Source organism: Thermostichus sp. MS-CIW-25 (assembly GCF_054060015.1).
The window spans coordinates 1-18,732 of sequence record NZ_JBSSCS010000012.1; the positions used below are offsets into that span (position 1 = coordinate 1).

An 18,732-nucleotide genomic window follows, 5' to 3' on the forward strand; every position below is an offset into this window, starting at 1 on the left:
GCCATTGCTGGAGTGCCTGTGGTACTGGTTCCGCCCGCCTATACCAGTCAGACCTGTCATAACTGCCTGCACATCCACCCTGAGCAGGGCAAGTCCTACCGAAGCGGCAAGTCGTTCAAGTGTGGACATTGTGGCTGGGAAGGGGATGCTGACTATAACGCTGCTCAGGTAATCTCTCTCCTTGGGGCGACTGTAAACTCGCCTGAAATTCCGAAACTTAGCTGCCCTCTGGGGCCGCTAGGGATTGGGATAAAGCCCGCACCCTGCGCATAGCGCGGGTGCCGGGTAGTTTACTCCCAACTTTCGGGCCTTAGAACCCAGATAATGCAACGGTTTGAAAGGCGTGTCTACGTTGGACGCGCTTTCCCCTCAGGGGACAGGGATCCTGCTGTTTGGGATAGAGCACCTTGTTTGCAGAGGTCATGCACAGGGTAGCTGCCGAAGAGCTTCAAGGTTTCAGCAATTGATTCCAGCGCCGCAACCACCTCGGCATCCAAATAGGGTTGGCCGATAGGGTTCTCCAAATCGACAAAAAAGACATACGTCCCTGCCGATTTTTTGGTGGGGCGCGACTCAATGCGAGACATATTCAGGCCTCGCTCCGCAAACACTTGCAGAGGTTTCAGCAGCGCTCCCGGCACGTTGTGGGGGAGGCTGAAGGCTAAGGAAGTATGGGATCCCCCCGGAGAAGCAGGATCGGCAGAGGTTTCACCCTGTTGACCGGAACGCGAGAGCGGCGCACGGCCAATAACCCAAAAGCGAGTGCAATTGTCGGGGTGATCGTTGATCGGGCAGGCCAAGACCGGCAGTTGGTAGAGGGTGGCAGCTCGTTCTGAGGCGATGACGGCGGCGCTGGGCTGCTCCTGCAGGCGATCCAATTCTTCGGTGGTCGAGCGGGTTGGGATCAAAGTGGCCTGGGGCAGATGGGATCTCAGCCAAGCCTGACATTGGGCCAAAGCTTGCGGGTGGGAGTAGACCTGCTCAATTTGCTCCAACCGCGAGGCACGTCCGATGAGGGCATGGCGAATGGGCAGGATCAGCGCCTGCCGGATCCCTAGCCCCTCCAGTTGCCAGAGGGCGTCTAAGGTCATCGAGACCCCCCCCTCCACCGAGTTTTCCACCGGCACCACCGCCCATTGTTGCTGGCCGGCAGCTACCGCCTCTAGACAGGCGCTGATCGTTGGATAAGGCACTAAGGGGTGGGATCCCTGGCTGTGCAGGTGAGGCTGCTCAGGGCAGGCCAGCAAAGCTGCCAACTCTGTGTAGGTTCCAGCAGGGCCGAGGAAGGCCACTGGCGAAGGGGAAACGTTCGCGCTAGCGGAGCGCAGCTCCATCAGAGCCATTTCTTCAATTGTCGCTAGGGGCCAGCTCTAACTCTATCGCCTCGACGTCGCGCGGCAGCAAAGGACATTCAGGTTCTGGGCAACGGGGATTGGCCGCCACCTTGTCCATGGCCTTCACCACCTCCAATCGGATCAGCCTCTGCAACTCCTGATCCGCTTGAATGGCTTCCAAAGTGTGGAGAGAGCCGTGAAAACTGGTGGCGTATCGAGGCTGGAGGTTGTTCAAGGCCAGGGCGGCAGCATCGTTACAGAATTTCTCGCAGAAGCAGTAGCGCTGTTGACTCTCCATCAGCAGGATTTCATTGACCATCTCCAGAACAGCCCGTTCCATTTGATTTTCCAGGCTCTTCAGAGGCTTATGTTGCTCCGCCATCGCTACCTCCCAATGGGAACCGAATCCGCCGCCAAGTCACTGTTTTCAGTGATCAGGAGTGCCCTCGATTACCTTCGATGCTGCTCTACTCTCTGTTGACACGTCAAGTCAAGCCCTCTGCTGCCGACGCGAACAGCCTCTGGCCCGCTCCTATCCGTGCTTGAGACAATCCAATCTGTCGTGTCAGGCATCATCAAAACCCAGAGAATTAACCAACACTCTTGGCAGACGGGCAGAAAGTCCACACAGCAACTCATAGGAAATAGTACCCAACTGATCGGCCCAATCCTGCACAGATAAACCCGCATTTGCCAGATTGGGGCCCAGCAGCTCCACCACATCCCCCACCTGGATATCCGGCCTCTCGGTTACATCCCACATACATTGATCCATCGTGATTGTGCCCACCTGTTGGATCAAGCCGCCGCGCACCCATCCTCGCAGCCAGCCGGAAAGCCGCCGTGGGATCCCATCCGCATAGCCGATGGCCAGAGTGGCAATGCGACTGGGGCGAGAGGTGATGTAGCGATGCCCATAGCTCACGCCAGTTTGAGCAGGCACAGTTTGGATGTGGGACAGCCGCGCCTTGAGCCGCAGAATTGGCTGCAGACCTGGCACCGGCAAGTGAGGGGCAGGGGACAGGCCATAGAGGACCAACCCCAAACGCACACGGGAGTAGTGGAGATGGGTTAAAGCACCGGCTGAGTTATCCAGATGCAGCGCCGGTAAGGGATCCCCGGCTTGGCGGATCTGTTCCACCACCTGGGCAAAGCGGGCGTGCTGCTGTTCCATGACTGGAGAATGGGGCTCGTCCGCCGTCGCCAAATGGGAAAACAAGCTACAGCCTTCCAGCTCCGGGATCCGACAAATCTGCCCCCACACGGCTGCAGCTTCCTTCCAGGGGATCCCCAAACGGGTCATACCCGTATCCACATTGACATGCACCGGGACGGGGCGCCCGGCCCAACGGGCTACCTGGCGCATCAGCGGGATTTGGTCTGTGCAGGTGAGGCTGACCTCCAACCGGGCTGCCATGGCCTGCTGTAGCTCCGCCCAAGTATTCAAAGCTCCCAACACCAGAACCGGAGCCTGCAGCCCCGTTTGCCGCAACTCGATCCCTTCGGCCAGGGTGGCCACACATAGCCCCTTGGCCCCAGCCGCAACAGCCACGGGAGCCACCAACTGCGCCCCATGCCCGTAGGCATTGGCCTTCACCACCGCCCAGATCTCGACGTTTGAGCCTAGGCGCCTCTGCAACAGTCGCAGGTTTTCTCGCAGCTGGGCTGCGTCAATTTCCACCCAAGCCCGACTGGTCAACAGCTCCAGGTCGATGGCCCAATCCAGCTCCGCCAAGGAATTGGCCTTCTGGGATCCCTCTCTCCAAGTATTGCCCTGCACTCCCAGAGCAGCTGCTCTCAAAGTGCCCTGCGCCGCCGGCGCGACCGGTTCTCGATTCACCGTTCACCCCCCACACCCAAAACCCGTCCTGATTAGATTTAGGTTTAGCGCAAAGTCCACTCCGGCGCCATCCACAGCAACGGCACGTCTGGGATCCCAACAGCCTCGTTGCTCTCCAACAGCCGGCCCAGCCAAGCGGCTTGCCTTTGCGAGGACAGTCCTTGGCTTAACAGGCGTCGCAGTACTCGTTGGAAGCCCTCTCCCTCACCCGCCGGCGACAAAGAGGGATCCCCGGTCATGCGCCGCAGATCCTCCACCGCCTCCGTGTACCCCCCCAAAGCATCCACCAAGCCCACCTCCACAGCTTGCGCCCCGGTGAAGATGCGTCCATCGGCCAATTGTCGCACCCGGTCTTCATCCAAGCTCTGCCGTCGCGCGATCATCTCTGCTTCCAGCACCTCATCTGCCTTTTCTGGCAAGTGCTGGCGTCCTTGGGCCACATCGCGAATGAACTGCTCGAGGGTATCCTCCACCAAGTTTTGCAGAAGGCGCTGCTCTTGAGGAGTGGCACTGCGGAAAGGAGAGAGAAGGTCTTTGTACTCGCCGGTTTTGAAGGTCTGCGGCTCTATGCCGTAGTTCTCCAGCAACTTACCAAAGCTGAGGCCGCTGATGATAACCCCTATGCTGCCGGTCAGGGTGCCAGGGTTGGCATAGATTTTGTCGGCAGCGCTGGCCACGTAGTACCCCCCACTGGCAGCAATGTTTTCTAGGATAGCGATCACCGGCTTGTCCGCCTCGTGCAGAGCAGTTACGGCACGGTAGAGTTCCTGGCTGGATCCCACAGCTCCGCCGGGACTGTTGATGCGCAGCAATACAGCCTTGACAGAGGGATCCCGTGCTGCCTCCCGCAACTGTTCCACAGGAGAAGTGGGCAGGCCTACCAAAGTCGAACCCCCTGGGCTGCCTATCGCTCCTTCCAGGGTGACCACCTCGATGCGATCCGCCCCCCGTGCGGCCTCTAGACCGACCCCGCCTCGGGTAGACTCTGGGGCAGGGCGCGTGCCCCCGACAATGGCCGCGATAAGGCAGACGACCAGCAAAGAAGCTGCCAAAGTGCGGTTAAGCAGAGTTTCTTGTGTCACAGGCCCCTCAATTGCCACTGACTCCGTTCTACCACCCTGCGGGCTTCCTGGGATGCCGGGCAACAAAAGGCTGAGGGCCGAGCAAACCCCACTGTTGCTTCCCCCCAGTTGAGCCATCCAAACTATTGACAAGGATCCTCCCCTTATCTAGTATGGGATCCCAGCACTTTTTACCAATAAGGCAGCTTCTACAGGCTGCAGGTGTAGAATGGAATAGAAAGTTGGATCCTTGAGCGGGATTCTGGCTCGAAGCCAAGTGATTGGGGCTTTAGCTCAGTTGGTAGAGCACTTCAATGGCATTGAAGGGGTCAGCGGTTCAAGTCCGCTAAGCTCCATTGATTGTGAGTTGGTTATGATACAACAGCATCCAAAGCCTGGAGAGTTTCCGGCAGGCCAGGGTTCTGGGACTCTTCAACCCTGGAACCTGCAAAGCTCACCAAGACGGTTAGCCCCGGCGAATTGACAGGCCAAAGGTTCGCCAGCAAGAACCAGGAGCAAAAAAACAGCAGTGGAAAAGGGATCCCCAGCCTTTCCCACAATTCACACCGATGGTGATATCGCTCCGTTCCAATCCAATGTCTTCGACCCAGCAATCTGTGGCCTCGTGGGAAACAGGCAAGGCATAGCGGCAAACCCGGTCATGGTTGCCCCTCTCCCTGGCGGCGGATCAAGAAGCGGATTTCCTGAAGGAGAACCTCAAAGCGTTGATCCGATTCAGCCTGCCGCTGCCTCAATTCTCTCAGCTCCTGCCGCAATTCCCGCACTTCCTGCCGCAATTCCAGGACAACCTCAGCGAGACGCCCCGAAAGAGTCTGCAAGGCAAGCTGAGCATCGGTAACCTGGGCAACTGTATTGGCCACCCTGGTCACAGCTTCGGCCAACTGGACAAACCGCGTCTCAATTTCCTCATTGGTCATGGCCGGGTGTGTCTTGCTTGGCTAATGATCAGCTCATTCTACCCTGCACGGTATGGAGTGCCACTCTCTGAGAATGGGCCGCAATTTTGAGGAAAAACCGGCTGGCCAACGGGGGTTATCAACCCAGGGATCCCCCATTCGCGCAAGTCAGCTGGCCAGCGCTATGAGGGTGGTGTAAATCCCTTGGAGGGACGCAGTGGCCTGGCTCCAGAGGGTGTGGGTCAACGACCACCTATCCAGACCCATGGCCCCGCACAACAGCAGCAGATACAGGTTGGCAAACGTGAAGAGCGAGGCTGCCCGATCTCGATTGCAGGGATCCTGCAGCAACTGCACCGCCTTCCAAACCAAGAGGGATCCCAGCAGCGCCGCGACGCTCAGATAAAAGGATCCCAGCATTCCCAATGGGTAAACCAGCAACAGGCTGACCGGAACCATCAGCAGCGCGTAGAGCAAAATCTGCGCGGCAGTGATCCTTTCGCCCGCGACCACCGGCAGCATCGGCACCCCCGCGCGAGCGTAGTCTTCCTGCTTCAGAATGGCCAAAGCCCAGAAGTGGGGTGGAGTCCACAAAAAGATAATGGCAAACATCACCCAGGCAGCCCAACTCAGCTCACCTGTGGTCGCTGCCCAGCCCACCAAAGGCGGGATGGCTCCTGCCGCTCCACCGATGACAATATTTTGCGTGCTGGAGCGCTTCAGCCAGTGGGTGTAGACCCCCACGTACACCAGGATCCCCGACATGGCCAAACTGGCAGCCAGCAGGTTGGTGAACGTGGCCAACAGCCCAAAAGCAGTCAAAGCCAGGATCCCGGCAAAAATCAGAGCATCCTGCGCTCGGATTCGACCGGAAGGCAAGGGGCGATGACGGGTTCGCTCCATCATCCGATCGATATCGGCGTCATACACCATGTTGATGACGTTGGCTGCCGCCGCCGCCATTCCTCCCCCCAAAAGGGTGATGAAAAACCTGAACGGGTCGGTGTTGCCTGCCATCCACATGGCCCCAGCCGTGGTCATCAGCAAGAGGGCGATGATCTTGGGCTTCACCAACTGGCTGTAGCTGCGCAAAACCTGGACAAGCGCCTGGCGTTCGCGCCCCAGAGCACATGGGCTCTGCTCGGCAGGGATCCCCCCTATTGGCTCCTGGTAGGAAGCCAGACGGTCAGTTAAAACGCTATTTTGCATGGAAATTCACTCACCGGTCATTTCTGCGGTTACGGCCATCCACCGGCCTTCTTCCCCTCGGCTTCGCATTTGCCAGGCCAGCACCGTAAAAGCCAGCAAACAGGCCAGCAAAGCTGCCCCCACCATCTGATGGGCCACCGTCAGAGGCTCCACCTGCAGCCGGTAACGGTAGGTCAAAACGCCGATCCCCACCTGAACCAGCAGCAGGCCGACAGATCCATGACCCAGAAGCTTGAGGAGCCAGGGGATCCGCTTGCGCCGTAGCCCGGTGGCCACCGCTACTGCCAACACCCCAAGGGTGGCCGGAGCAACTCCCAGCAGGTGGCTGTTCATCACCCAGCACAGCTCGCCGGCAGCAAAGCATTGATGCAACGCCCATTGGGAGGCCACCAAGGCACCGAGAAGGCTCTGGACATACACCAGCAGCACCGCCCCCAAGCCCAGCCAAGGCAAGTAGCCGACGGAAAACGGTCCTTCACCCAGTCGTGCCGGCAGGACGAAGCCCTCGGAACCGGATCCTGTCAAGATCAGTAATCCCAGAGTAAGCAGAGTGGCAAAGAACAGCAGGCCCGTGCCCAAGTGGGCTGTCACAATGTCAAAGCGCAGCAGCTCCGTGACCGTCAGCCCGCCCAGGATCCCTTGCATCAAGACCAGGGCAAAAGCCAAACTCAAACCCCAGGGCAGCCAAGTGGGCAATGCCTGACGCTTCAGCCAAGCAAACCCCATTAGAACCAAGGTAGCCAAGCCTACCCCAGAAGCCACCATGCGGTGAAACCATTCCAAAAAGACTTGCAGGTTCATCTGCTGGCTGGGCACAATTGCCCCGTAGCAAAGGGGCCAATCTGGACAAGACAGCCCAGCATTCATGACGCGGGTGGCACTGCCCAACCCCATTAACAGCCAAGTGGCCAATGCTAACCCCAGTAGGGCTTGCCCTATGCGCCGGGAAAGCTTGCCCGAAGGCACGGGATCCCGCCGGGAAGAAGGTTGGGATTGAGAGATCGAAGAGTCCATCGCAGTTGAAGGCAGAACATTAAGCCAACGGTTCAAGCAGCCTGCACTGAAGAAATCGGTTGGGCTGACAAGACGCAGCGGGTTCGGTAGCAGATGATTCTGAAAACGAGGGTGCAGGTTACTCGCTAACGAACCCTAGAAGCCAATCCTAAATGCGGTTTTGCGTCTGGCGAAAGCTTTTTAAGAATTTCTTTCTTGGCTCACAATCCCAGGCACCCCCACGAAGTCAAGCCAGCACCGGCCAGCAGACCAATCCTTTCCCCCTGCCGCAAAACCTCTGCGCCAGGACGGATCCCCCACAGGGTGTCCATACATCACTCCCTTGGCCAAGACTTCCTGGCCAATACAGCAACTTTTGCCAAGGGAAGCAGCCTGCCACAAGACTGCCTTTTGGAGTCTGTAGTCTGGAGCCAGCTCTTGCTCGGTGGCGGGATGACCAGCTTCTGGGCACAGAGATTCCCAAAAATTCTGTCAGGGCCAGCTCCGCTCCGGCTTGGGATCCATATACGTCGTTGCCAGATCTGGGATGCTGGCGGAGAGGGTCACGATGGCAGCGAAGTTTCCCGGTATTGGCCAACAAAGAACCTTGCTCTCACTCAAGAGCTCAGGTAGGTATCTGGACTTAGACTTAGGTCGAAATCTCGAACAGCTCCAGCACTGAAGAAAATTGCTGTAGGAATCCTCACCTCAAGCATAGGCAAGTTATAATCCCAGCAGCCTCTGTGGAGATTGCTCTCTTATGTCTGTAAAGCTCCTGCCTCAGTGTGAGAACTTGAAAGAGCAGGTTGAAGCTATCCTGCAACTCTGGCATCAGGATTCCACTTTTTCGGGCAAGCAAGATACCACTCGGATTCAAGCTTCCCTCAGCAAAGCTATTTCTCCAACCTTCGAGATTGTCTTTGCCGGTGCTTTCAGTGCCGGCAAGTCTATGCTAATCAATGCCCTCTTAGAAAGAGAGCTTCTCTACAGCGCCGAGGGGCACGCCACAGGGACAGAGTGCTACATCGCCTACGCAGAGCCAAATGCGGAGAGGGTAGTGCTCACTTTTCTTAGCGAGCAGGAAGTGCAAGAACAGATGACCGCCTTCTGCGCTTTCCTAAACTTGGCTCCGTCACTCAGCAGGCTGGAAGACACTGCACTGAATCCCCTGAAGGAGCGTGCTGAGGCTATTATTCAGCAGGAGGGAGGCAAAAGCAAGTCAGAGCGGGCGAAGCAGGCGGATGCACTTCGCTTGTTGATTACAGGTTTCCAGCAGAACCGGGACAAAATTCACCCTACCGAGAACAAAGTTTTCTCAATGGAGCAGCTCAACTTCGGCAACCTAAGGGAAGCTGCGGGTTTTGCCCGGCGCGGCGCCAATAGCGCAGTTTTGCGAAAGGTGGAATACTATTGCCACCACCCCTTGCTGGAAGATGGAAACGTTATTGTCGATACTCCTGGGATCGATGCTCCAGTCAAAGCGGATGCAGAGCGTACTTATCGAAAAATTGCCGATCCGGATACGTCCGCAGTTGTTTGCGTTCTCAAGTGTGCTGCAACGGGTGAGCTGACCAAGGAAGAGACAGAGCTTATTGAGCATATTCAAAGTAATGATAGCATCAGGGATCGCGTCTTCTATGTGTTTAACCGGATTGACGAGACTTGGTACAACGCACAACTAAAGCAGAGACTAGAAAACATTATCGACCAGCAGTTTCGTCAACTCCGCGTATTTAAGACAAGCGGCCTTCTCGGCTTCTATGGTTCCCAGATCAAGGCAACTACCCCCGAGGATCGATTTGGACTGGATACGATTTTTTCAGAAAGCATCAAAGAATTGGGTGGTGGGGAAGAAACACCCCAGTTTGTCAGCGAGTTTAACAAGTACTGCACGTCAGGTAGGTTGGTTGGATCCCCGTTCCGCCCTTCTGTACATGGGTACGACACACCCATAAATAACTACGTTCGGATTCTGAGGGAGTGGGGAAAACCTTTGATTGAGTATATGATTAAAGATAGCGGTATTGAAGACTTTCGGGCTGGGATCACTCGTTATTTAACGGAAGAAAAGCGGCCACAGCTATTTTCCGCGCTGGCCGATGATTTGCAACCTCTCTGCATCGAGATGAGGAAGTCCTATCTAGATCTCTACCGAGACATTGATAGCCAGCCCAAAGAGATTGACAGCATGATTTCCTATGAGCTGACGCTGATCAATCAGCAGCTAGCCAGTATTGGCCGAGAGTTTGACGAGCATATCCAGACAGTAGTCAATAAAGTTATTAACGGAGAAAACAAAGAATTTGAGAACGATTTCCGTAAATTGCAGGCTAGGATGGTACGGAGGCTAGATGAGCTTTTGGATACTTTTTCGTTGGACAATGTTTACAGTCAAGCCGTTCGCATTCGTCCCCGCAACTCCACAGCTCCATTCTTAGCTGTATTGGTCGAAGCCTTTTACTATTTATCCAACCATCTAGAGGACATCCTGGTAGAATCAGCCAGCACGCTTGTAGAGAACTTCTTTCGTCGCCTTGTTGATGAAGTTCGCAGCTCGAGCTACTACAGGCAGTTGTTTCGCCTACTGGGATCCGATGGGGACTTGGAGAAAAAGCTTCTTTTGGTTAGAGATGTAACTTTGAGTTCTCTTGTCAATGGTGCCCGAAAAGAGTGCGACCGCTACCTCAGAGAAAGTCCCCGCTTCTACGACGAAGGAACATTCTCGATCTACCAGTTTCGAGAAGTCCTAAAGCAAACCAGCCAATCTTATGACATCTCTGCTATTCGCGACGCAGAGCCTGGAATCCGACAATTACTTAAGCTTGACTTCGAGCCGAAAATTAACCAGACAGTGCGTTCTAGCTTCCGACAAGAGACCAACAATACTCTGAAAACTCAGCTATTGCCGGTTGCCAAGCAAGTAGCCGATGAGATTTTGCAAAAGTACCCAGAAGCAAAGCAGTTCATGGAAGCAACTCTCAGAAAAGAGGCTGAAGAGAAAATTGCGCTTAACCAACAGCGGCTGAAAGAACTGGAGGCAAGCATAGACAAGTACAACCAAGCTGTTTCTGGGATCAACCTCTGCTTGCAAGCTTTGGGCCTCAATCGTGAGATGCTGCCCTTGATTACTCGTCCTGAACCTTCCTCTGTTGGTGAGTCAGTTCAGATTTTGGCAAGTCTTCCTGAACAGCAAGTAGGTGACAGCAATGCAAGCGAAGCAGTCGCTCTTGATCGTTCTACACCCATAGACGAGAGTTTTCCAGAGTTGGATAGCATCCTCGATGATCTGAGATAGAGCGGCTTGTCTTTGTTTTTGGCCTTTCACTTGATCCAGATAAAGTCATGGGATCCAAATCAATACCTCTACAGCAGCACCCAGAAGGGATCCTCTCTGTAAGAGAGAAAACTTTCAAGGTTGCCAACTTGGTCAAAGCAGCCCAAGAGGACTTGACCAAGAAAGAAGAGCTGAATCGCTTGTTCATTGCGGCCTTGAGATCCTCAGGGATCCTGCCGCCGGAAGACTTGCTCAACATTGCCAGTAGCCTTCTTGCTCCCAAGCCAGAAGAAAAATTGTTGCAAGAAGCGAAGTGGTTTGGGCAGGGACTTGCTTGTCAACTCTTGGTGCCGGGCAAGAAAGATTGGGAAAAAGGCAGAGTCAGATTGCGGATCATTGTAGAGTTTGAGCCAGAGGATACAGGCTCAGAGAGCAGCAGCGGATCCCCTCTGGATGACCTTCGCGAAAGTGAGAGCTAGCCTAAGCCAGAGAGACATAGAGGGGGTTGGGCAAGTGTCAAGTAATGATCAATCTCAGGAGTGCTTTGTTGAGCTAGATATTTTCCAAAATACTGTCATTGATATAGGAGGACGCCTAATCTACTCGCAAGAGTTTGCTCAGGTGTACTCAGAGATTGTTTATGAGAGTATCAGATCCTACTTATCCAGCAAACTTAGCGAAAAGGGAGTCTCGATTCTATGGAGCAACTTGAACGGAATAACTAACGTGAAAGGAATTCCTGCTAAACTCTTACGTCCTGGCTCACCGTGGATTGTTGTCTCTATGTCTTGAGGTCGATAAGATGACAAAAACATCCATTAATCTTAGCCAACTGGGAGACGGAGTTATCACTTTTATCAACAAGAACAATAAGCAGAAAGTCTACATGATTTCCAAGCTTTGCGATTCTATCAATTCTTATTTCCTGAGGTTTGACCAAATGGGAAGCGGACTAAACAGTCACTTGAGTTCGTCTGAGATACAAACAGGTATTCCCCATGAAGATCAGGTTCATTTTTTCTATAAAGGAGTTCCATGCTCGATTCTTTCTCCTAAAACTAACGGTTGGCAGACCGGTAGAGTAAAAGTAAGAGTAGAAGTTACGATTGACTTTTATCCTGACAATCCTGAATTTCTGATAAAAGAACCCGACCAAGAGATATTAGAACCTCTAGATGAAAAGTCTCCACTGGACGATCTTCGCAGTATGGATGAATAACGATGAAAGAAAGAAAATCCGGCGAAAGGATTCTAATTCCAGCAGCCGTGCGGGAGTATGTTTTCCAAAGAGACGGCTTCCGTTGTCGCGGTTGCGGAAAGTCGCCCCCAGAGGTTCAGCTTCAGATCGATCACATCATCCCCATTGCCCAAGGGGGCAGTAACGATATCAGCAATCTGCAAACGTTGTGCAAAACCTGCAACCGACGCAAAAAGGATCGACGGGATCCCCGCTTTCGCCGCCACTTTGACTGGTGAGTTGCGGTGTTTCGCCTACGCTTCTCCCTCTAGAAAAGAGAGGAGAGAGGTCTGCAAAAACAACCTCAGACAATAGGCGGAAAGCTCAAAAACGGCATTCGAGTCAGGACTCCCGGCACCGAGCCGACTTCTACTTGTAGACCTTCGGCGGGCTCAAACTTGGTGCGCACGTATCCCAATCCCAGGTACTCTTGCGAAGTTTGGCCTGCACTGGTCAGCAGCCCAATCTTTTCCCCCTGCCGCAAAATCTCTGTGCCAGGACGAGCTTCTCCTTGAAGGCGGATCCCCCACAAAGTTTGCCGAATGCGCCGGTAGGTTACCTGCTTGGCCAAGACTTCCTGGCCAACGTAGCAACCTTTGTCAAGGGAAACAGCTCGCCACAGGCCGGCTTCTAGGGGGTTGTAGTCTGAGGTCAGCTCTCGGTCGGCGGCGGGGCGACCCGCTTCTAGGCGTAGGACTTCCCACAGCTCAGGTGGGGCCAGCTTGGCTCCGGCTTGGAGCAAGCATTCTTCAAGAGCGACTTTCTGGTCAATGGTGCCCCAGAGGGTAAACCCCGGCTGGGCAAGACCCGTGCCACAAGCCAGATGGACAGGGATCCCCTGGATCTCCACGGGGCGGTGCTCATGAGGCCCGGTCGGGATCTCTTCTGAGCTCACCACTTGCTCCAGGAGAGCCTGACTCTGGGATCCGAGCAATCCAAAACCAAAGGTCTGATCTGTCTCATCTTTCAACTGTGCTCCCCGCACCAAAGGCAGCATGCGCCCCAAACTCTGCATCAGCAGGCTGCGCCGCTGGGGTGAAGTCCAGATCCAGCAGTCTTCTTCTCCCACGTACACCGTTGCCAAATCCAGGATGCCGGCGGTGGGGGTCACGAAAACCGTGTCGGCCCCCTGCCCTGGCTTGAGGGCCTTCAGATTTTGGGTGCTTTGGTTGTGCAGATAGTCCAAGCCTGGGGATCCCTTCATGCGCAAACGGCCCCACCCGGAGCGATCCAGAAGCAGGGATCCCGTGGAAACAGCAGCTAGAAGAGACATCGCTCACCCCAGAGATGGGCTTTGGTTTTCTTCTCTACCCTAGAATAGGCTAGTTCACCCTACCGTCTGTGGCAGACCCCCGGCGTACTGAACTGTGATTGAGGTTGAAGTCCACCAACAGTTGCGGCAGCTTTTGCGGCAGTCTCCCGAAGCCCTGTGGCCCCACCAGTTGACGATGGCTCGCATGGTGGCGCGGGGGTTGCGGCTGGGTCGCAGCACCTTGATCCAGGTGCCCGCTGGGGGTCAGCACCGCCTCAGTTATCTGCTGCCGGCCCTGATGTGGCCCAACCCCACCTTGCTCTGTGCCACAGCTCCTGTGCAGGCGCAAATTTTGGGGGAAGAGATCCCCTGGCTACAGCACACCCTGCAGTTGCATAAGCCCGTCCTGCAAAAAGACCGTTGGCCGGATCCCGATTTCCAGGGGTTGCTGTTGGTGGATCCCCTGGATTGGCTGCAAGCTCGCTTGAGAAAGGGATCCTCGCAAGTGCCGACAGGGATCCCTTTGATCCTGGATGGAGCCGAAGACCTGGAAGATTGGGCCTACCAGGCGCTAACGGTGACCCTGGAAGCCAGCCATTGGCAACAGCTCCGGCAAATCTTCCCTGCCGAGGCGGAGCAGCTCTCCCAGGTTCAGGTCAATTTGTCCCTGCAGCTTTTGCGGCGGCCTCTTTCCCGCTGTCTGCTTCATGCGGATGAACAGGTTCACCTGGATGCTGTGCTGTCTTTGGTGACAGGCTACCCCGGCTGGCTGCCGGATCCCTGGGATCAAATCCGCCGGCGGCTCAGCTCTGAGGGGGATCCCGTCTCCAAATGGATTTGGTGGGCCGAAACCGACCGAGAAACCGGTCGCCTCACCCTTCACCACAGCCCGACGGCTCTGCAGGATTGGCTGGCCCCCATTTGGGCCACACAGCCGGTGGTGATTATTGGGGAAGCGCTGGATCTGGATCGCCAGGCGGAAACCTATCGGCGACGGTTGGGCTTGCCGGATTTGACGCCGCTGCGGTTTGCCTCAGGCGAGGGTTGGCCACGTTCTGGCGGGGCGGAGCTTTCCCTTTACTTGCCGCGCCTCCCCCTGCCCAACAGCCCTCTATTTCGGGATCACCTGCTGCAAGAGCTGAAAAACTTGATCCCTCAAGCGCAAGGCTTTGTGGTGGTGTTGGTGTCGGATCAACCTCTGCAGGCACAGGTGGGGGCGGCTTTGGCTGCCGAATTCGGCTCACGGGTGCGGGTAAACAGCCCGTTCCCCGGCGAAAAGGGCATTTTGGTCTGCGACTGGCCCTACTGGCTGCACCACAAGGCTGGCTTGCCGCGCCCTGAGCTGATGGTGATCGCCACTTTGCCCTTCCCTTCTGTGGAAGACCCGAGGGTGGCCGGACGGGTGCAATATCTGCAACGCACCCAGCAGGACTGGTTCCGTCAGTACCTTTTGCCGGTGGCCGCTGCCCAGTTGCAACGGGCTGTTGCGCCTCTGCGGCAAAGCTCTGATTCGGGAGAAGATTCCAGCTCATCCACCCGATGGGTGGCCATTTTGGATAGCCGCATTATCGTCCGCAGCTACGGCGTCTCTCTTCTCAATGCCTTGGGGCCAACTTTGCGGGTCGAGCAGCGCAGCCAATTGTTCGTTTAGGGATCCCTGGGCCTCTTGCTCGAGTTGATGGGATGTATGGTCATTTTAAACAGGAATGAAACATTTCTGTCCAGCTCCTCTCTCCCTCTGGGAGAAGGTCTGGGGGTGGCCGCGGAAGCAGCGCGGAACGCCTGGGGAGTGTCTCAATCTAGTTTGGAATGACTATATTGAGGATTTTTTGGCTTGAGCGACTGAGAGAAGGCTTGTTCAGAACAGAGGGGGAGATTTGTATCCTAGAGAGCCAAAGCCAACTGGGATCCGAGTTATTCTGAGGGTGGATCACTCCTACTCACCTTCTTCTCATGACCAATCCTGCTCTCAGCTCCGTTCACGCTCGCAACAGCGGTGCGGAGCACTCCAGCGAGCCAGAGGCCCTCACAGCACTGCGCACGCAAGCAGTTTGGAAGCCATTGCGGCAGGCCATTGTGGAAAGCTCGGGTTTTCGGGGATGGCTCCAGGGCCGGGAGTTGCCCACTCAGGAAGCAGAGCTGGATCAACTGGTGCATAGCTACCTCGAGCAAACCTTGTCTCACCTGGCCTATTAGGATCCCCAGAGTCCCAGCCAGAGGGGCAAGGTCAGCAAGGCGGCTAAGTACCCCACGGCCAAGGCAGTTACGGTAATTTCCCGATCCAAGTCGTATTCTTCCGTGAGCACCAGGGTGGCGATGGCGGGGGGCATACCGCTCTGCAGGACCAGCACCAGCTTGGCCAGAGGCGGGTAGGGGGTGAAGGCAAGGCCGATTCCCACCAAGAGCGGCACAATCACAATTTTGATCAAGAGGGCCACTCCGGCGGCAAGAAAGGATCCCCAGCGCTTCACCTGGGCCAGCCGCATCCCCAAAATCATCAAACTGAGCGGGATCATGCTCCAGGCAAAAGCCGCCAACCCTTGAGAGAGCCAACCCGGCAGGGGTTCGCGGGTCAGCAGTAGGCCCATAGCAAAAGACCAAAGAGCAGGGGTGCGCAAAATGTGGAGGCCCACCTGCCAAGGTTGGGCATGGGAACTGCCGTGGCGGCTGGCCACCCACACGCCAAACCCGTAGGCCATGAACAGAGTGCCCAGCAGATCATAGAACAGGGCCCAGCCAAAGTAAGCCCTTCCGGCCACAGCCAAGCAGATGGGGTAGCCCAAATACCCGGTGTTCCCCAGAGTGGCGGTCAGGTGAAAGCTGCCCTGCTGTGCGCTGCTCCAACAGTTGGGGACATCCCCCACACCACGGTGCTGCCACCACAGCCAGGCGCTGGTCAAGGCAAACCCCAGCCCCACCGACAGCCAACAGATCAGAGGGGCGACCCAGATTTGGCCCGACAGATCCACCCCCTGCATAAACCCGACAATGCTGAGGGGCACCCCCACCCAGAACATGAACCGCCCCAAGGCGTGGGGATCCAGCCAACGCTTCCAGTCGCCGGGCAGCCCCTTCTGGAGAAAAAAACCCAGCAGCGTCCAGCCCAGCAAGGGAGGATAAACCTGAAAAAGGGTGTTGAGCACGCTCAAAGGGAAGAGGGAAGGGATCCCTAGGCAGGGATCCGCCGAGGTTCTTCACGCAGGGCGAAGATGCGTTGAATCACCTCCTCGACAACGCGGTCTGGGGTAGAGGCACCGGAGGTAATGCCGATTTGCACCGGCCCATCGGGTAGCCACCCTTCGGTAACCGTCGGGTCTTGGTGAAGAGGCTTGTGGCGGATGCGGTTGTTGGGTTGGATGCAGTCGGGGCCATCGATGTGGAAGGAAGGCAAGCCCTTGGCCAGGGCAATTTCCTGCAAGTGGGTGGTATTCGAGGAATTAAACCCCCCGATCACCACCACCACATCCAAAGGCTGCTCCAGCAGCTCGAACATGGCGTCCTGCCGCTCTTGGGTGGCATTGCAGATGGTGTTGAAGCTCATGAAGTGATTGTCCAACTCCTGGGGGCCATATTTGCGCAGCATGGTGGTCTCAAAGAGCTTAGCAATGGCGCGGGTCTCCCCCTCTAGCATGGTGGTTTGGTTGGCGATGCCGATCCGCTCTAGATCGCGATCCGGATCAAAACCGGGGGAAGTGGCCTTGCCGAAGCGCCGCCGAAATTCTGCCGCATCTCCGCCTTGCAAAATGTAGCGAGCGACCCATTCTGCTTCTTCCAGGTTCAGCACCACCAGATATTTTTCGGCAAAGGAGCTGGTGGCTACGGTTTCCTCGTGGTTGTACTTGCCGTGGATCACAGAGGTGAATTGAGCCGCGCGGTGCTTGTCCACTTGGTTCCACACGCGGGAAACCCAGGGGCAGGTGGTATCGACGATCTCATTGCCCTGCGACCGGAAAAACGCCATTTCCGAGGCACTCGCCCCAAAAGCAGGCCAGATCACCACATCTTGGGGCCGGATCTGAGAAAAGTCCTTCTTGCCGTCCGGGCCTTTCTCCACAAAGCGGATCCCCATCTCCTTCAGGTGCTGGTTTACCAGAGGGTTGTGGATGATCTCGTTGGTGATCCACAGTTGCCGATCCGGAAAGCGTCGCCGCGCTTCATAAGCATATTCCACCGCCCGTTCCACACCCCAGCAAAAGCCAAAGGCCCTGGCCAGGTGAATGGTAATGTCGCCCCGCTGATAGCGGTAAGCCTGGGCGCGGATTTGCTCCACAAGGGGGCTTTTGTAGGTGGTTTGCAGCTCCAGTTGAGCCTGATCCTTGTGTTCTTCAAACCCCTTGGCGAAGTAGGTGCTGGATCCGCGCAGGGCTTTGCGCAGGGCCCGTGGGTCTTGGGGAGAGGGATCCGGGGAAGTGGGTTGGGAATGAGGCATGGTTACGGTTGGAGATACGCACTGATCAAGCAGACGGCGAAGGGATCCTTTCTCAGCTTACGCCCAGTCTCAGTCGGCGAGCTATTTCGGCACGCTTTCCTCAGGGCCACCGACAAAATCGTCCAGCAAGTCAACGGCGGGAGCGAAGCCGTTGAGCCAAAGCCAGAAAGCAGAGGGATCCCTTTGGCAATTGTGCGTTATTGGGGCGGTTGATCCTGCATTTCCAGTTGGCGCACCCGCTCTTGTAATTGGCGGGCGGTGGCAGAAAAGCTGCGCCCAGGCCAGAGGAGAGAGCCCAGCCCCACCGTCAACAGGCCCAAGCCGACAGCCGCGGCAATGAGAAATCCCAAAGGCAGCTCCACCGAGCGCCACATTAAGAAATGTACGGTCAGGGTGGTGGGGTTTTGCCCGGCCAGGACTGCCACTCCCAAAGCCAGCAGCAGTGTCAAGACCAAGTTGAACAGCAGCAACATCAGGGATCCCGTCGCAACAGTTCCATTCTGCCTTGTCTGCTGGGGGGGTGGCTCAAGCCCGCACACTCCCGTCGGGTAGGGTGGCTCCGCTGAGGTCAGCGCCGGTCAGCACTGCTCCGCCGATTTTTGCCCCGCTTAGATCGGATCCCTGCAGTTGTGCACGGGTCAGCTTGGCTTCCCAAAGGTAGGCACCGTGCAAGTTGGCTTCCCGCAAGTCGGCAAAGCTGAGATCCGCGCCGATCAAGTTGGCTTCCCAAAGATTGGCCCCGCGGAGGTTGGCCCCCATCAAGTTGGCCGAGCTGAGATCGGCGCCGCGCAAATCGGCTTCCTGCAGGTTAATGCCACTCAGCTTGCCAAAGGAGAGGTTGGCCCCTCTCAGATTCACCCCTTGCAAGTTGGAGCGCACCAAGTCCACCCCCACCAGGTTGGATTCTTGAAAGTTGCGCTCGCCAGAGGCATATTCTGTCAGCAGCTCGTCAGCAGTTGTCACTCGGGGCATGGCCGGATACTGCCATCCGTGCGTTAAGCTTAACAATACAATTTCTGGCTGCTCAACGGGGTACTGATGACCGCTCCGAAAGACCTACGAAACGCTAACAAACACTTCCAGAGTGTTCAGTGCCTGTCGCGTCTGATACATTTACGCTGAACACTGCTGAACATCACTGTTCAACTATGCAGCGATAGCATTCTGTTTGTTTCCAAACAGAATG

Annotated in this window: 19 protein-coding genes and 1 tRNA gene; 8 read left to right on the forward strand and 12 right to left on the reverse strand. The window is 56.2% G+C overall.

The window, feature by feature from the left end; genetic code table 11:
• Positions 1-273: zinc ribbon domain-containing protein (locus ACVWZ1_RS06130; protein ID WP_457502863.1), on the forward strand; the 273-nt coding region annotated here is incomplete at its 5' end.
• Positions 274-347: 74 nt separating this feature from the next.
• On the opposite strand, the gene pheA is transcribed toward ACVWZ1_RS06130, so the two are convergent.
• From pheA to sppA, 4 genes are all read right to left on the reverse strand, one after another.
• A complete protein-coding gene (gene pheA, locus ACVWZ1_RS06135) occupies positions 348-1,334 on the reverse strand; it encodes a prephenate dehydratase (protein ID WP_457502894.1) in 987 nt (328 codons plus the stop codon).
• Positions 1,335-1,347: 13 nt separating this feature from the next.
• Positions 1,348-1,716: a late competence development ComFB family protein gene (locus ACVWZ1_RS06140; RefSeq protein WP_457502865.1), complete on the reverse strand. Its 369-nt coding sequence runs from the start codon at positions 1,714-1,716 to the stop codon at positions 1,348-1,350.
• A 183-nt stretch (positions 1,717-1,899) separates the two neighbouring features.
• Entirely contained in the window at positions 1,900-3,174 is a 1,275-nt protein-coding gene (alr, locus tag ACVWZ1_RS06145; protein WP_414417395.1) for an alanine racemase, read from the reverse strand.
• Between the two features lie 44 nt (positions 3,175-3,218).
• Entirely contained in the window at positions 3,219-4,256 is a 1,038-nt protein-coding gene (gene sppA / locus ACVWZ1_RS06150) for a signal peptide peptidase SppA (RefSeq protein WP_457502866.1), read from the reverse strand.
• 262 nt (positions 4,257-4,518) lie between these two features.
• Between sppA and ACVWZ1_RS06155 the strand changes: the two genes are divergently transcribed.
• Positions 4,519-4,591: transfer RNA gene (locus ACVWZ1_RS06155), tRNA-Ala, on the forward strand.
• 303 nt (positions 4,592-4,894) lie between these two features.
• On the opposite strand, the gene ACVWZ1_RS06160 is transcribed toward ACVWZ1_RS06155, so the two are convergent.
• From ACVWZ1_RS06160 to ACVWZ1_RS06170, 3 genes are all read right to left on the reverse strand, one after another.
• Complete coding sequence (locus ACVWZ1_RS06160) at positions 4,895-5,173, reverse strand: hypothetical protein (RefSeq protein ID WP_011432303.1); 279 nt, start codon at positions 5,171-5,173, stop codon at positions 4,895-4,897.
• A 147-nt stretch (positions 5,174-5,320) separates the two neighbouring features.
• Positions 5,321-6,313 (reverse strand): heme o synthase, encoded by a 993-nt coding sequence (locus tag ACVWZ1_RS06165; RefSeq protein WP_457502896.1) that lies wholly within the window; start codon positions 6,311-6,313, stop codon positions 5,321-5,323.
• Positions 6,314-6,367: 54 nt separating this feature from the next.
• Positions 6,368-7,375: a COX15/CtaA family protein gene (locus ACVWZ1_RS06170; RefSeq protein WP_457502868.1), complete on the reverse strand. Its 1,008-nt coding sequence runs from the start codon at positions 7,373-7,375 to the stop codon at positions 6,368-6,370.
• 739 nt (positions 7,376-8,114) lie between these two features.
• Between ACVWZ1_RS06170 and ACVWZ1_RS06175 the strand changes: the two genes are divergently transcribed.
• The 4 genes from ACVWZ1_RS06175 (at position 8,115) to ACVWZ1_RS06190 (ending at position 12,104) form a co-directional block, all read left to right on the forward strand.
• On the forward strand, positions 8,115-10,649 hold the full coding sequence (locus ACVWZ1_RS06175) for a dynamin family protein (protein ID WP_457502869.1): 2,535 nt from the start codon (positions 8,115-8,117) through the stop codon (positions 10,647-10,649).
• Positions 10,650-10,696: 47 nt separating this feature from the next.
• A complete protein-coding gene (locus tag ACVWZ1_RS06180) occupies positions 10,697-11,107 on the forward strand; it encodes a KGK domain-containing protein (protein ID WP_457502871.1) in 411 nt (136 codons plus the stop codon).
• A 323-nt stretch (positions 11,108-11,430) separates the two neighbouring features.
• Positions 11,431-11,847, forward strand: a complete 417-nt coding sequence (locus tag ACVWZ1_RS06185) for a KGK domain-containing protein (protein WP_049749739.1) — start codon at positions 11,431-11,433, stop codon at positions 11,845-11,847.
• Positions 11,848-11,849: 2 nt separating this feature from the next.
• Positions 11,850-12,104, forward strand: coding sequence for an HNH endonuclease (locus ACVWZ1_RS06190; protein ID WP_011430012.1), 255 nt, complete (start codon positions 11,850-11,852; stop codon positions 12,102-12,104).
• Between the two features lie 65 nt (positions 12,105-12,169).
• Here the strand turns inward: ACVWZ1_RS06190 and ygfZ are convergent, their stop codons facing one another.
• On the reverse strand, positions 12,170-13,138 hold the full coding sequence (gene ygfZ / locus ACVWZ1_RS06195; protein ID WP_457502872.1) for a CAF17-like 4Fe-4S cluster assembly/insertion protein YgfZ: 969 nt from the start codon (positions 13,136-13,138) through the stop codon (positions 12,170-12,172).
• Between the two features lie 94 nt (positions 13,139-13,232).
• On the opposite strand from ygfZ, the gene ACVWZ1_RS06200 reads away from it, so the two are divergent.
• Together ACVWZ1_RS06200 and ACVWZ1_RS06205 are read left to right on the forward strand one after the other, a co-directional pair.
• Positions 13,233-14,768, forward strand: coding sequence for a hypothetical protein (locus ACVWZ1_RS06200; RefSeq protein ID WP_457502873.1), 1,536 nt, complete (start codon positions 13,233-13,235; stop codon positions 14,766-14,768).
• 302 nt (positions 14,769-15,070) lie between these two features.
• Positions 15,071-15,313, forward strand: a complete 243-nt coding sequence (locus tag ACVWZ1_RS06205; protein WP_414423841.1) for a hypothetical protein — start codon at positions 15,071-15,073, stop codon at positions 15,311-15,313.
• Here the strand turns inward: ACVWZ1_RS06205 and ACVWZ1_RS06210 are convergent.
• The 4 genes from ACVWZ1_RS06210 to ACVWZ1_RS06225 all read right to left on the reverse strand — a co-directional run bounded on the left by ACVWZ1_RS06210 (position 15,310) and on the right by ACVWZ1_RS06225 (position 18,518).
• Entirely contained in the window at positions 15,310-16,260 is a 951-nt protein-coding gene (locus ACVWZ1_RS06210) for an AEC family transporter (RefSeq protein WP_414422536.1), read from the reverse strand. The two genes, ACVWZ1_RS06205 and ACVWZ1_RS06210, sit on opposite strands and share 4 nt — an antisense overlap.
• 26 nt (positions 16,261-16,286) lie before the next feature.
• A complete protein-coding gene (locus ACVWZ1_RS06215; protein WP_457502874.1) occupies positions 16,287-17,546 on the reverse strand; it encodes a 4-hydroxy-3-methylbut-2-enyl diphosphate reductase in 1,260 nt (419 codons plus the stop codon).
• Between the two features lie 197 nt (positions 17,547-17,743).
• Positions 17,744-18,019 carry a lipopolysaccharide assembly protein LapA domain-containing protein gene (locus ACVWZ1_RS06220; protein ID WP_011434193.1) on the reverse strand — a complete coding sequence of 92 codons (276 nt, stop codon included), beginning with the start codon at positions 18,017-18,019 and terminating at the stop codon, positions 17,744-17,746.
• Between the two features lie 52 nt (positions 18,020-18,071).
• Complete coding sequence (locus ACVWZ1_RS06225; protein WP_414328976.1) at positions 18,072-18,518, reverse strand: pentapeptide repeat-containing protein; 447 nt, start codon at positions 18,516-18,518, stop codon at positions 18,072-18,074.
• Between the last annotated feature and the right edge of the window lie 214 nt (positions 18,519-18,732).